This is a genomic window from Faecalibacterium sp. I4-3-84 (assembly GCF_023347255.1).
Lineage (GTDB): Bacteria > Bacillota > Clostridia > Oscillospirales > Ruminococcaceae > Faecalibacterium > Faecalibacterium taiwanense.
The window spans coordinates 1,562,694-1,576,358 of sequence record NZ_CP094466.1; the positions used below are offsets into that span (position 1 = coordinate 1,562,694).

General features: G+C 56.2%; 10 protein-coding genes, 1 tRNA gene and 1 rRNA gene. 5 read left to right on the forward strand and 7 right to left on the reverse strand.

Annotated features, from left to right (window positions below):
- Positions 1-123 precede the first annotated feature (123 nt).
- Positions 124-1,634 (reverse strand): 16S ribosomal RNA (locus tag MTP41_RS07765).
- Between the two features lie 656 nt (positions 1,635-2,290).
- Here MTP41_RS07765 and MTP41_RS07770 point away from each other — a divergent pair.
- Positions 2,291-3,067: a type III pantothenate kinase gene (locus MTP41_RS07770; RefSeq protein ID WP_249235249.1), complete on the forward strand. Its 777-nt coding sequence runs from the start codon at positions 2,291-2,293 to the stop codon at positions 3,065-3,067.
- A gap of 61 nt (positions 3,068-3,128) precedes the next feature.
- Here the strand turns inward: MTP41_RS07770 and MTP41_RS07775 are convergent.
- Positions 3,129-3,205, reverse strand: a tRNA-Arg gene (locus MTP41_RS07775).
- A 160-nt stretch (positions 3,206-3,365) separates the two neighbouring features.
- Here MTP41_RS07775 and MTP41_RS07780 point away from each other — a divergent pair.
- Positions 3,366-4,730, forward strand: coding sequence for an MATE family efflux transporter (locus tag MTP41_RS07780; protein ID WP_097781031.1), 1,365 nt, complete (start codon positions 3,366-3,368; stop codon positions 4,728-4,730).
- A 40-nt stretch (positions 4,731-4,770) separates the two neighbouring features.
- Here the strand turns inward: MTP41_RS07780 and MTP41_RS07785 are convergent, their stop codons facing one another.
- The 5 genes from MTP41_RS07785 to MTP41_RS07805 all read right to left on the reverse strand — a co-directional run bounded on the left by MTP41_RS07785 (position 4,771) and on the right by MTP41_RS07805 (position 11,842).
- On the reverse strand, positions 4,771-5,799 hold the full coding sequence (locus MTP41_RS07785) for an aldo/keto reductase (RefSeq protein WP_249235250.1): 1,029 nt from the start codon (positions 5,797-5,799) through the stop codon (positions 4,771-4,773).
- 128 nt (positions 5,800-5,927) lie between these two features.
- Positions 5,928-6,950 carry an ATPase P gene (locus MTP41_RS07790; RefSeq protein ID WP_249235251.1) on the reverse strand — a complete coding sequence of 341 codons (1,023 nt, stop codon included), beginning with the start codon at positions 6,948-6,950 and terminating at the stop codon, positions 5,928-5,930.
- 227 nt (positions 6,951-7,177) lie between these two features.
- Positions 7,178-8,683: a carbon starvation CstA family protein gene (locus MTP41_RS07795; RefSeq protein ID WP_249235252.1), complete on the reverse strand. Its 1,506-nt coding sequence runs from the start codon at positions 8,681-8,683 to the stop codon at positions 7,178-7,180.
- 429 nt (positions 8,684-9,112) lie between these two features.
- Positions 9,113-10,612 (reverse strand): carbon starvation CstA family protein, encoded by a 1,500-nt coding sequence (locus MTP41_RS07800; protein ID WP_097776745.1) that lies wholly within the window; start codon positions 10,610-10,612, stop codon positions 9,113-9,115.
- Positions 10,613-10,924: 312 nt separating this feature from the next.
- A complete protein-coding gene (locus MTP41_RS07805; protein ID WP_249235253.1) occupies positions 10,925-11,842 on the reverse strand; it encodes a LysR family transcriptional regulator in 918 nt (305 codons plus the stop codon).
- Between the two features lie 138 nt (positions 11,843-11,980).
- Here MTP41_RS07805 and MTP41_RS07810 point away from each other — a divergent pair, with 138 nt between their 5' ends.
- From MTP41_RS07810 to MTP41_RS07820, 3 genes are read left to right on the forward strand one after another with little or no spacing between them, the layout of a single operon-like run.
- The gene (locus MTP41_RS07810; protein ID WP_097776747.1) at positions 11,981-12,196 is read left to right on the forward strand and encodes a hypothetical protein; all 216 of its coding nucleotides are present in this window, start codon (positions 11,981-11,983) and stop codon (positions 12,194-12,196) included.
- A 16-nt stretch (positions 12,197-12,212) separates the two neighbouring features.
- A complete protein-coding gene (locus tag MTP41_RS07815; protein ID WP_249235254.1) occupies positions 12,213-13,115 on the forward strand; it encodes a ketopantoate reductase family protein in 903 nt (300 codons plus the stop codon).
- Between the two features lie 10 nt (positions 13,116-13,125).
- Positions 13,126-13,665, forward strand: coding sequence for a histidine phosphatase family protein (locus MTP41_RS07820; protein WP_154255999.1), 540 nt, complete (start codon positions 13,126-13,128; stop codon positions 13,663-13,665).

Genomic DNA, 13,665 nt, shown 5'->3' on the forward strand with positions numbered 1-13,665 from the left:
CAAGGTACGTCTTTGAGTGTCCTTTTCAGGGCCCTCAAAATCGAACAATATCTACTCTACTTGTTTGTTACCTGTCCAAGGACTGTCCATCTTTTGATGTCCTGTCCTTGCCTGACTCCTTAGAAAGGAGGTGATCCAGCCGCAGGTTCTCCTACGGCTACCTTGTTACGACTTCACCCCAATCACCAGTTTTACCTTCGGCGGCGTCCTCCTTGCGGTTAGACTACCGACTTCGGGTCCCCCCGGCTCTCATGGTGTGACGGGCGGTGTGTACAAGGCCCGGGAACGTATTCACCGTGGCATGCTGATCCACGATTACTAGCAATTCCGACTTCGTGCAGGCGAGTTGCAGCCTGCAGTCCGAACTGGGACGTTGTTTCTGAGTTTTGCTCCACCTCGCGGTCTTGCTTCTCTTTGTTTAACGCCATTGTAGTACGTGTGTAGCCCAAGTCATAAAGGGCATGATGATTTGACGTCATCCCCACCTTCCTCCGTTTTGTCAACGGCAGTCTGGCCAGAGTCCTCTTGCGTAGTAACTGACCATAAGGGTTGCGCTCGTTGCGGGACTTAACCCAACATCTCACGACACGAGCTGACGACAACCATGCACCACCTGTCTCCTTGCTCCGAAGAGATTACATATTTCTATGTCTGTCAAGGGATGTCAAGACTTGGTAAGGTTCTTCGCGTTGCGTCGAATTAAACCACATACTCCACTGCTTGTGCGGGCCCCCGTCAATTCCTTTGAGTTTCAACCTTGCGGTCGTACTCCCCAGGTGGATTACTTATTGTGTTAACTGCGGCACTGAAGGGGTCAATCCTCCAACACCTAGTAATCATCGTTTACGGTGTGGACTACCAGGGTATCTAATCCTGTTTGCTACCCACACTTTCGAGCCTCAGCGTCAGTTGGTGCCCAGTAGGCCGCCTTCGCCACTGGTGTTCCTCCCGATATCTACGCATTCCACCGCTACACCGGGAATTCCGCCTACCTCTGCACTACTCAAGAAAAACAGTTTTGAAAGCAGTTTATGGGTTGAGCCCATAGATTTCACTTCCAACTTGTCTTCCCGCCTGCGCTCCCTTTACACCCAGTAATTCCGGACAACGCTTGTGACCTACGTTTTACCGCGGCTGCTGGCACGTAGTTAGCCGTCACTTCCTTGTTGGGTACCGTCATTATCTTCCCCAACAACAGGAGTTTACAATCCGAAGACCTTCTTCCTCCACGCGGCGTCGCTGCATCAGGGTTTCCCCCATTGTGCAATATTCCCCACTGCTGCCTCCCGTAGGAGTCTGGGCCGTGTCTCAGTCCCAATGTGGCCGTTCAACCTCTCAGTCCGGCTACCGATCGTCGCCTTGGTGGGCCGTTACCTCACCAACTAGCTAATCGGACGCGAGGCCATCTCAAAGCGGATCACTCCTTTTCCCTCTGCTCGATGCCGAGCCGTGGGCTTATGCGGTATTAGCAGTCGTTTCCAACTGTTGTCCCCCTCTTTGAGGCAGGTTCCTCACGCGTTACTCACCCGTTCGCCACTCGCTCGAGAAAGCAAGCTCTCTCTCGCTCGTTCGACTTGCATGTGTTAGGCGCGCCGCCAGCGTTCGTCCTGAGCCAGGATCAAACTCTTTATAAATGATATTTATCACTTAAAAGTGTTAAATCTTGCTCGCTCAGCACGCAATCGCTTGCGTCCTGTGTGAATTACTTTTGGAATTGTTTTTAGTGTTTTTCCAAACACTTAAAAGGTTCCTTACAAGTTTTTCGATATTGTTCAATTTTCAAGGTCCTGTAGCGCCCCAGCCTTTCGGCTGACGACCTGTTTATTTTACCACCGAAGTGGTTTTTTGTCAAGCCTTATTTTTAGAAGCTTTTGAACTTTCTGAACTTGGACATCCAAGAAGTTTCTCAGAACAAACTGGAACTTTTCAGCGTCTATTGGTTCTTTTCATGGGCTTCCTGCTGGGGCTCTGGAAGTCATTCTTTTGCCTCAGCGCTTGGCGCTCAAGTATAATACCACACCCCCGCCTCCTTGTCAACACTTTTTGACAACTTTTTTCCAATTTCTTTGCAGAGCAAAGCTTCTCCCTGTTTTTCACCCGTTACAAGACGCTCCTTCTTTCTTGACAAGACTGTGCACAGAACGTATTATGGAATCATCCCCGTATCCTGTGTTATATAGCTATACTTATTCTATAAGGGAGAAGCGCCATGTCCTGTGTCAACATCCGCGGCGGGCGCGCTATTATATTATATATACATTATATTGCGCTGCAGAGGAGGGCTTTGTTTATGATACTCACCGTCAACATTGGCAACACCCACATCACCGTGGGCGGCTACGAGCAGGATACTCTGCGTTTTTGTGGACGGCTGCACTCTGATACCTCCGCAACGGTGGACGAATACGCCATCCGTCTGGTGAATCTGCTCTCTCTGCACGGTGCTTCGCCGGCACAAATTGAAGGCGGTATTCTGGGCAGTGTAGTGCCCGTGCTGAGCGGCCGGGTTCTTTCCGCTTTGCGTATCCTCTGCAATGCGCGCATCCTGACGGTCGGCCCCGGCCTGAAAAGCGGCATCAAGCTTCGGCTGGACAATCCTGCCCAGCTGGGCGCCGAGCTTTTATGCGGTGCTGTTGCTGCACTGGCAGAGTGTTCTGGGCCGCTGGTGGTGATCTCAGCCGACACCGCTATCTCCATGATGGCAGTCAATGCCAAGCAGGAGCTTGTGGGCGGCGTGATTCTGCCCGGGCCGCAGCTCTCGCTGAGCGCACTGGTGCAGAATACTGCCCAGCTGCCGCAGATCGACCTTGCTGCAAAGGCTCCTGCATCCATTCTGGGCAAGAGCACCTCTTCCTGCCTGCAGAACGGCTTTGTGCTGGGCACCGCCAGTCTGCTGGACGGTCTGGCGGAACGTTTCTGCGCAGAGCTTGGCCCGCAGACAGCATTCTACGCCACCGGCAATCTGCCCATTCCCATCCGGGAAGCATGCTGCACCCCCATTCTATACCGGGAGACCCTCATCACAGACGGGCTGTACCGCATCTGGATGAAAAACAAAAAGGGATAGCTCGAATCCTCCCGGTCGCACAAAAAGAATCCCCGGCACACGAAAGTGTGTCGGGGATTCTTGGTGCGACCGGGAGGATTCGAACCTCTGGCCTTCCGGGTCGGAGCCGAACGCTCTATCCAGCTGAGCTACGATCGCACATATTTATTTCATCGGTGTAAAGTAGTATAGCACAGCCACACAAAAAAATCAAATAGGAAATGTCGATGCTATCTTGCAAAAGCCGCAGCGGCCCATATAATAGAGGTGTGCCCCGGTGTGCGCGGGCACGGTTTAGGTTAAAGGATAAAAAGAGAACATGAAATCAAATACCAAAACACTGACCGAAGGCCCTCTGGCCAAACAGATCTTTCTGGTCAGTCTGCCGCTGGCGCTTTCCAATCTGCTGCAGGTGCTGTTCAACATGTCGGACGTGGCCGTGGTAGGCCGGTTTGCAGGCTCTACAGCGCTGGGCGCGGTGGGTTCCACCAGCATCCTCGTCAGCCTGTTCACCGGCTTCCTGATCGGCCTGAGCGGCGGCATCAACGTGTTGGTGGCCCGCTTCTACGGTGCACGGCACGAGCACGATGTGGAAAAGACTGTCCACTCCGCCGCCATCGTCAGCCTGATCGCGGGTGTGGTGCTGCTGTTCGTCGGCCTGCTGGGCTCCCCCTTCATGCTGCGGCTGCTGAACACCAAGGACGACCTGCTGCCCGGTGCCATCCTGTACCTGCGGGTGTACTTCCTTGGTATGCCCGCTCTGGCCTTGTACAACTTCGGCAACGCTGTGTTCAGCGCCATCGGCGACACCAAAAAGCCGCTGATGTACCTGTCCATTGCGGGCGCACTGAACATTGCACTGAACCTGTTCTTTGTCATCGTGTGCCAGTTAAGCGTCATGGGCGTGGCGCTGGCCAGTGCCATTTCGCAGTGCGTCTCTGCCGGGCTGATCCTGCACGCTTTGACCAAAGTGCAGGACTGTTACGTGCTGGACACCAAAAAGCTGCATCTGGACCCCGCCACAACAAAGAGCATTCTGGGCCTTGGTCTTCCGGCCGGTTTCCAGAATGCCATTTTCGCCATTGCAAACCTGTTCATTCAGGCAGGGGTCAACTCCTTCGACTCTCTCATGGTCAAGGGCAACAGCGCCGCCGCCAATGCCGATGCCATGATCTACGACTGCATGGCCGCATTCTATATGGCCTGTGCAAGCTTTATGAGCCAGAACTACGGCGCTGGCAAGCCGGACCGCGTAAAGAAGAGTTATTTCATCAGTCTGGCCTACTCCTTTGGTGTGGGCCTGATCCTGGGCGGAAGCCTGTTCCTCTTTGGCCGCACCTTCCTTGCCCTGTTCACCACCGAGAGCGCCGTCATTGATGCCGGCATGAAACGCGTGGGCGTGATGGGCTTTGCCTACTGCATCTCCGCCTTTATGGATTGCACCATCGCCGCTTCCCGCGGACTTGGCAAGACTGTGGTGCCCACCATTATTGTGGTAATGGGTTCCTGCGTGTTCCGGGTGATCTGGGTATACACCATCTTCGCGCACTTTCACACCATTCCCTCGCTGTACGCACTGTACCCCTGCAGCTGGGCGCTGACCGCCCTTGCCGAGATCGTGTACTTCGCACACTGCTATAAGGAATCGATGAGGATTTTTGAGCAGCCAAAAGCTGCCGCATAAAGCACAAAAGCTCCTGTCTGAATGGGCAGGAGCTTTTGTGTTACTGAACTTTTACTTCACCGGCCAGAACGCGCTTGTAATCCTCATAGTTGCGGGCCAGCAGGGCGGGGGTATCCAGACCATATGGGCACTTGGCCTTGCACTGGTTGCAGTGCAGGCAGCCCTCGATCTTTTTCATCTTGGCCTGACCTGCGGGGCTGAGATGCTCTGCCGAGGGCGAACGCCGCAGCAGCAGGCTCATGCGGGCGCAGTTGTTGATCTCGATGCCTGCCGGGCAGGGCATACAATAGCCGCAGCCGCGGCAGAACTCGCCGCACAGCTCGGTACGATCCCCCTCAATGACGGCACGGATGTCGTCGGTCATGCGCGGCGGGTTGTCGATATAGGAGAGGAACTCGTCCAGTTCCCTTTCACGCTGCACGCCCCAGATGGGCAGAACTCCATCGAACTGCGCCTCAAAGGCATAGGCTGCGGCGCTGTTGGTGATCAGTCCACCGGACAGGCCCTTCATGGCGATAAAGCCCATATTTGCCGCCTTGCACTTGTTCACCAATTCCAGCTCCTGCTCACCGGAGATATAGCTGAACGGGAACTGCAGCGTCTCGTACAAACCGCTGTCAATGGCCTCGTGGGCCACCTTCAGGCGGTGGTTGGTGATGCCGATATGCCGGATCATGCCCTTGGTTTTGGCCTCCTGCATAGCCTCGTAGAGGCCGGAGCCGTCGCCGGGCTTCGGGCAGAATGCGGGATTGTGGAACTGGTACAGGTCAATGTAATCGGTGCGCAGGTTGGTGAGTGAGGTGTGCAGATCCTTCCAGAAGTCCTCTGCGTTCTGCGCTGCCGTTTTGGTGGCGATATACACTTCCGTGCGGATGCCGTCAAAGGCTTCGCCCAGCTTCACCTCGCTGTCGGTGTAGGCGCGGGCGGTATCAAAAAAGCGGATGCCTGCCTTGTAAGCCTTGCGGGCCAGATAGACGGCATCTTCCTGCGAGATGCGCTGGATGGGCAGTGCGCCGAAGCCATTTTTGTTCACCGTGATGCCGGTGCTGCCAAGGGTGACCATATCCATAGCTGTTTCCTCCACTCGTGGGTGTAAAGACTCTCCTTTTTCATTATAAAACGAACGATTCTGCTGTGCAAGAAGTTAGGCAAAACAAAAGGGCCTTCCCCGAAGGAAAAGCCCTCTTTGCTTACTTTTTACTGATAATCGTGGTTCAGGAACATCGCCTTGATGACCACCACCTCGTCGTATTCCTCCTGTTCCACCTGCACGTCTGCGTTCAGGGACTTCAGGCGGTTTTCCACGGCAGTCAAAGCCTCCGGCACGGTGACGGCGCGGCCCTCTTCAATGGCATCGGCCATCTGCTTGAGCACGATGGGATGTGCGTAATGGCTGGGCACCGGGAAGGCACCGTTCGGGTAGTGCTTCACGTATTCTGCCATAGCAGCTTCGGCCTTCTCGGCCCGCTTCATGATGGCGCTGTGGTTGTTGTGGGCGGTGGGCAGCATGTTGTAGCTGGAGAACAGGAAGATGGCTGCAAAGCCAAACAGTGCAAAGTAGATGCCATAGCCGCCGGTGTGGGTGGTAACGGCATACAGGCCGTAGGCCGCGGAGACGATGCCCATAACAAAGATGGCAAGTGCCACATAGCGGTACACCGGCTTGCTTTGCAGCTGGGCGCGCTTGCGGCGCTCGGCTGCACTCAGCTCATCGGCGATTTCCGGCTTTGCTTCCAGATATTCCTTTGCCCTGTGCAGCACGGTGATGCTGTGACGGGCATCGTCGGTCAGCTCGCTTTCCGGCAGCTTGCGGGAGGCCTTTTCGGCTTCCTTCTTCTGCAGCATCTGCTCACCGGCTGCGCTGAGCAGATGGATCTGCGGCTGCTCTTTGGCCAGCACCTCCAGCAGCTTGTCCACATCCCGCTCGTCCTTGAAGTTGCACTGCTTCTGCTTGCCGCCATCGTACTCCACCACAAGGTAGGCCATGGAGGCAAACATGCCCTTGCCGGTAAAGCCGCCGGAGCTCATAGCCACCCGCTTGAACACGCGGCTGATGCTGCCGTAGGGCAGATAATAGCGGCGGTCGATGTAAAAGCTGTTGAGGTACAGCGCCTTTTTGCCAACGCCGCAGGGGCCGATCTTTTTGCAGGACTTTCTGTCCTCCACCAGCTCCTGTTTATCAAGCTTTGCCATACCCAGCTGTGCAGGTTTGAAGATCATGGAAGTTCCCTTCTTTACTGTTAGTTTCCGGTCCAGCCGCAGATGCTGCAGCCATTCCAAATAAAATCACCGGTTCTATTTTCGCACTGCAGCCCTCAAAATGCAACCCCTTCTGCTGCTAAGATTTGCACAAAAGGTTTGTCTGTTATGTCAAAACACCCCCGTCACTGCGGGGTGCAGCGGCGGGGGTGTCAGAGTTTAAGGCTTATGCGGTGCGGCAGACATCCTTATGCCTTCTGAGAAGCGGTGTGCTTCTTGGTAGCATGGATGAAGAGTGCCAGCATTGCGATTGCAAAGATGATGCCGATGGGGTATGCAACGGCAGTGTTGTAAGCGACCAGCTTGCCGTCTGCGTAAGTATTGATCATCTTGCCCAGGCACTCAGGTGCCAGCACGAAGTAGGTGCAGGACACAGCGCTCATGAAGGTAGCGGGCACAGCGGTGATCCAGTAGTTCTTCTTTTCCTTGAACAGGTACATGGATGCAGCCCACAGAACGATCATGGCCAGCGTCTGGTTGGTCCAGCTGAAGTAGCGCCAGATCACAGTGTAGTTGATGAAGCCCAGTGCGTTGCCGATGCCCAGGAAAGCACCAACGCCCAGAACGGGGACACAGAGCTTCAGGCGGTTTGCGTAGCTGTCCTGATCGATCTTGAGCCAGTCGGCCAGAGTCAGACGAGCGGAACGGAACGCGGTATCGCCGGAGGTGATGGGGCAGATGACAACGCCGATCATTGCCAGAGCAATGCCAATGCCGCCCATGGTCTTTGCACACACGTCGTAGATGGCAGCAGACTGACCAGCAGCCAGAGCCTCGGCCAGACCAGCCATCTTGCCGTCGGTGATGGTGTACAGTGCGCAGCCGGCAGCGGCCCAGATCAGAGCGATGACGCCCTCGCAGACCATTGCGCCGTAGAACACGAAGTGGCCCTGCTTCTCACTCTTCATGCAGCGAGCCATCAGAGGCGACTGGGTGGAGTGGAAGCCGGAGATAGCGCCGCAGGCAACGGTGATGAACATGAAGCTCCAGATAGGAGTGCCCGACGGATGCATGTTGCCGAAGTTTGCCCAGATCTCGGGGATGGTGTAGGCGGGGTTGGTAAAGATGCCGAAGATAACGCCCACAGCCATGATGATCAGGCAGATGCCGAACACGGGGTAGATCTTACCGATGATGGCATCAATGGAAATAAAGGTTGCGATGAAGTAGTACACCAGAATGATGATCAGCCAGAACAGGGTGGTGGTCAGCAGACCGGACATGCCGCTGTTCTTGCACAGGGTAACGATCAGGCCTGCGGGGCCCACTGCGAACACGGTACCAACCATGATCAGCAGCACAACAGAGAACACACGCATGATGTTCTGCATGACAGGTCCGAGGTATCTGCCGGTGACTTCAGCGATGGATGCGCCATCGTTGCGCTCACTCATCATACCGGAGAAGTAGTCATGCACACCACCTGCAAAGATGGTGCCGAAGGTGATCCACAGGAACACCACAGGACCCCACAGAGCACCCTGCAGTGCACCAAAGATGGGGCCCAGACCTGCAATGTTCAGCAGCTGGACGAGGAACAGCTTCCACTGGGGCATCACAACGTAGTCAACGCCGTCGTTGATGCGCACAGCAGGAGTTTCGCGGTCGTCCGGTCCGAACGTGTTGTCAACGATCTTGCCATAGACAAAGTAGCCGATGATCAAGAGCGCCAGACAGAGTAAGAAACTAATCATACCAGAAACCTCCTTTTTGATTCAAACCACAGCCAGCATTTTGCGTGCCCAGCTGCGGCTCTGACCAATCTCTGGCTTCATGTTAACACTTTTTTCATAAAGCAGTTAATATTTTTCTGGTATGGTTCCCATATCAAAAAGTATATGGCAAGATGCTTCCGCGGAATACCTGCAAAGAATTTTTATCGCGTTCACGACAAATTTTCTTAATTCCCCGGCAAAGACCTTTCCCGGAACCGGTCAAAGCCGCTGCTGCCAAACTTTCTGGCCTGCTTTTGTGCAAGTTGCTCAATCGTTTTCAATTTTCTCCGCAAATCGTGATTTCTTTGCCTGAAACGCCGCAAAATACAAGGCACCCTCCGCCGAGCCATTTCAGCGGAGGGTGCCTTATTCAGCAGATCATTTGTATATATCTTTGTATATATCGTGTCATGCCTTCTGGGCTGCCTTCTTCGTTGCGTGGAGGAAGACTGCCAGCATTGCAATGGCAAAGATGATGCCGATGGGGTATGCAACGGCGGTGTTGTAGATGGTTGCGCCTTCTGCGGTCTTGGCGTTCAGCAGGCCGCCCAGACATTCGGGAGCCAGAATGAAGTAGGTGGAAGAGACCGCGCTCATGAAGGTAGCGGGCACAGCGGTGATCCAGTAGTTCTTCTTCTCCTTGAACAGGTACATGGATGCAGCCCACAGAACGATCATGGCCAGCGTCTGGTTGGTCCAGCTGAAGTAGCGCCAGATGACCGTGTAGTTGATGAAGCCCAGCGCGTTGCCGATGCCAAGGAAAGCGCCCACGCCCAGAACCGGGATGCAGAGCTTCAGGCGGTTTGCGTAGCCGTCCTGATCGATCTTGAACCAGTCGGCCAGAGTCAGACGGGCGGAACGGAATGCGGTATCGCCGGAGGTGATGGGGCACACCACAACGCCGACCATTGCCAGTGCGATGCCCACGCCGCCCATGGTCTTGGAGCAGACATCATAAATGGCCTTGGACTGGCCCATGGCCAGTGCTTCGGCCAGACCGGTGTTCAGGCCGCCGGTCACCTCGTACAGGCTGCAGCCAGCAGCGGCCCAGATCAGAGCGATAACGCCCTCACAGACCATTGCGCCGTAGAACACGAAGTGGCCCTGCTTTTCACTCTTCATGCAGCGGGCCATCAGAGGCGACTGGGTGGAGTGGAAGCCGGAGATAGCACCGCAGGCCACCGTGATGAACATGAAGCTCCAGATGGGGGTTCCCGACGGATGCATGCTGCCGAAGTGATCCCAGATCTCCGGGATGGTGTAGGCAGGATTGGTGAAGATGCCGAAGATGACGCCGATGGCCATGATGATCAGGCAGATACCGAAGATGGGGTAGATCTTGCCAATGACGGCATCAATGGAGATAAAGGTTGCAATAAAGTAGTACACCAGAATGATGATGAGCCAGAACAGCAGCGAGGTGAGCACGCCGGAAGCGCCGCTCTGACTGCACAGCTCCACGATCAGGCCAGCGGGACCCACCGCGAACACGGTGCCCACCATGATGAGCAGCACCACCGAGAACACGCGCATGACGTTCTGCATCACAGGGCCTAAGTACTTGCCGGTAATCTCGGCGATGGAAGCGCCGTCGTTGCGCTCGCTCATCATGCCGGAGAAGTAGTCGTGCACGCCGCCTGCAAAGATGGTGCCGAAGGTGATCCACAAAAAGACCACCGGGCCCCACAATGCGCCCTGCATGGCACCAAAGATGGGGCCAAGGCCGGCGATGTTCAGCAGCTGAACGAGGAACAGCTTCCACTGGGGCATCACAACGTAGTCCACGCCGTCATTGATGCGCACAGCAGGCGTTTCGCGGTCGTCCGGGCCGAAGGTGTTGTCCACGATCTTACCATAGACAAAGTAGCCCACGATCAGGATCGCCAGACAGAGTAAGAAACTGATCATACCAGAAACCTCCTTTTTCTTTGTGCCGGAATTATGGAAGCATTTTCCATATTTTCCATTCATCCCGGCCAGCTTTCTGGGTCTATGTTAACATATTTTTCATAAAAGTGATAATATGCTTCTGGTATGGGGGCATATCAAAGACCATATAGCCGCAAAGTTTTTTAGCCGATGTTTCGTCTCTTTTTTGCTCGATTTATCAGCAAAAAGACAGCCGCAGCGCATAAAGCGCTGCGGCTGTCGGCCAAATTCCTTTGCTTTCCGGTTTTTCCTCATTCCGATGTTTTGCCAGTTCTTAACCGGTTTCGGCGGTCATTTCACGGTCAGCGCCGCCTGCTTGTGCAGCAGCTGCACAAAGGTCTGCTCTTCCGGGCGCAGGGTCCCCCTGTCCGGATAGACCAGAACATCCTTCATGCGCTGGCGCTGGGCCGGGCATTTCCTGAGCACCAGATGGTATTGTTCCAGCGCCCGCTTTGGCATGGGCGAAGCCCACATATAGGCATTGGGCAGGTTCTGCAGGATGGAAAACTGGCTGCACCGCTCATACACATGGATGCGGCGGTTCGGGTTCGTATGCCAGCGCAGGCCGCTGTCCTCACCGCCGGGCAGCTGGAAATCACCGTGCAGGACTTCCATATAGCTGTTCAGCTGGATGATGTCGGTCACTTCGCACTTTGCCAGCGGGCCTTCGCGGTTGGTCAGCAGCCGGTATTCAAACTCCATCACCGGCTCCCGGTGCAGGCCGTGACGGTCGCAGTAGCGGCGGTAATAATCCTCATCCTCCTCCGCGTAGCGCAGCAGGGCCAGATGATAGCCCCGCCGCAGTACATGGTCCAGCGCTTCCATGGTGCCGGATTCCCGGATATGCACCCGCAGCTGCTGGCTGTCTGCCATCTGCTGCAAAAAATCCACCGTCGCGTAGGAAGCGTAGGTGGCGTGGGGCAGCACCACCCGCAGCTCCGCACAGCTGCTCTGCCGGCTGCGGGCATCCAGATCCAGCCGGTCCACCTCGTCCAGCACCCGCTCTGCCTGCCGGATAAAATGCCGTCCCTGTTCGGTGGGGATCATGCCGGTGGACGAGCGCTCAAAGATGCGGATGCCGTATTCCTCTTCCAGATTCTTGAGTGCCTTGCTCACATTGGGCTGGGCCGCATACAGCTGCTTTGCCGCCGCGCTCACCGAACCCCACTTGCGGATGGCCACCAGATAACGCAGTTCCGTAATATTCATGTGACTGCCCCCCTGTTCCAAAAATCATTCCTATTTTATCAAGCCGGGCGGCCGGCTGTCAAGCCAAATGCGGTTGACGCGCCCCGCGCAGAGCTTTATAATAAAAATGCTGTATTTACAAAAAGGAGTTTAGCTGCTATGGAGACTACCTACCGCGTTCTGCGCATTGAAGAGCAGATGTATGGCTGCGAGGAGCTGCCCGCCGGTCAGCCGGTGCTGTGCGATGTCACGCTGGCCGATCCCGCCGGGGAGCGGCGCACCTTGCCCTACCCGGACAAAGAGCTCACCCGCCTAGGCATCGACGAGGGCAGCACGGTCGTCCTGACCGCAGACGGAACGCTGAAAAAGGCATAAAACACAGGAGGAACACATGAAAAAGATCAAAACCTCTGCCCTGATCGGTCTGGGCGCACTGGGCATCCTGTTCGGCCGCAAAATGCCCGGCGTGCAGGTCATCGCCGATGAGGACCGCATTGCCCGCTACTCTGCCGAACCGGTCGTCTGCAACGGCGAAGAATGCAAGTTCTCTTATGTCACCCCCGCCGAGGGCAGGCCGGTAGACCTGCTTCTGGTGGCCGTCAAGGCTACGGTGCTGGAACAGGCCATTCAGGACATTGCAAAGTTCATTGGCCCGGACACCGTGATCCTCAGCGTGCTGAACGGCATCACCAGCGAGGAGCACATTGACGCAGCCTATCCCGGCCACACCCTGTGGAGCGTTGCCATCGGCATGGATGCCACCCGCACCGGGCGCACGCTGGTGTTCAATCAGGCGGGCAAGATCCAGTTCGGTGAGCGCAGCGGCGAGATGACCGACCGTGTGCAGGCCGTGGCCGACTATCTGGACGAGTGCGGCATTGCCAACGAGCCCTGTGGGGATATCCTTTACAAGCAGTGGAACAAGCTGATGGTGAATGACGGCCTGAATCAGGCCGCAGCCGCCTTTGACCAGCCCTACGGCGGCCTGCGCCAGCCCGGCGAAGCACAGGACATGATGCGCGCGGCCATGCAGGAGGTCATCCGGCTGGCGAACCTTGAGGGCGTGCCCCTGCCGCCGGACAACGATGTGCAGTTCATCGATGCCATGATGCCCACCTTTAACCCCGAGGGCATGCCCAGCATGCGGCAGGATGTGCTGGCAAAGCGCCCCACCGAGGTGGAGGAGTTTGCCGGTGTGGTGCGCCAGCGGGCCAAGAAGTACGGGATGCCCACCCCTGCCAACGACTTTTTCTACACCCGCATCCGCGAGATCGAGGCGGGATACGACCAGTAAGGAGCCACCCATGCATACGCTTTATTTCACCCGCCACGGAGAGACCGTCTGGAACGTTGAAAACAAGATCTGCGGCATGACCGACAGCCCCCTCACCGAGCGGGGCCGCCAGCAGGCCCGGAAGCTGGGCGAAGCCGTCAAAGCCAGCGGGGTGCACATCGATGAGATCCTGTACTCTCCCCTGTCCCGCGCCGCCGACACGGCCATGGCCATTGCCGAGGCCACCGGCCTGCCCGCCCGGTGTGAGCCGCGCCTGCGGGAGCAGTGCTTTGGCAAATACGAGGGCACGCCCCGCAACGGCGGCGAGTTCCGCGTTTCCAAGACCCACTTCGCCGACCGCTACGACGGCGGCGAGAGCATGATGCAGCTGGCCCAGCGCATCTATAACCTGCTGGACGAGCTGAAGGCCGACACCGGCAAAACCTATCTGCTGGTAGCCCATAACGGCATCGCCCGGGTGGTGCAGTCCTATTTCTACGACATGACCAACGAGGAATACGCAGCTGCGGGCATCAGAAACTGCGAACTGGTGGAATACCATTTTGAGTGA